Origin of the sequence: Streptomyces pseudogriseolus, from assembly GCA_002154585.1 — a bacterium.
GTDB lineage: Bacteria > Actinomycetota > Actinomycetes > Streptomycetales > Streptomycetaceae > Streptomyces > Streptomyces pseudogriseolus.
In genome coordinates this window covers 2,416-2,626 of the sequence record MUNG01000313.1, presented here as the reverse complement: position 1 = coordinate 2,626, position 211 = coordinate 2,416, and the positions used below count along the sequence as shown (strand labels likewise).

Annotated in this window: 1 protein-coding gene; it reads left to right on the top strand. The window is 72.0% G+C overall.

All coding sequences use genetic code 11. The annotated features are described in order from the left end of the window. On the top strand, positions 1–211 hold a 211-nt coding region (locus CCN29_RS36225), incomplete at both ends, for an FAD-binding protein (protein WP_442538489.1).

The window sequence follows — 211 nt, the reverse complement described above, 5'->3', positions numbered from 1 at the left end:
TCGTCGGCGCCGGTGGCGCCGGTATGCGGGCCGCCATCGAGGCGACCAAGCGCAGCCGCACCGCCGTGCTGACCAAGCTCTACCCCACCCGCTCCCACACGGGCGCCGCGCAGGGCGGCATGGCCGCCGCGCTCGCCAACGTGGAGGAGGACAACTGGGAGTGGCACACCTTCGACACGGTCAAGGGCGGTGACTACCTGGTCGACCAGGA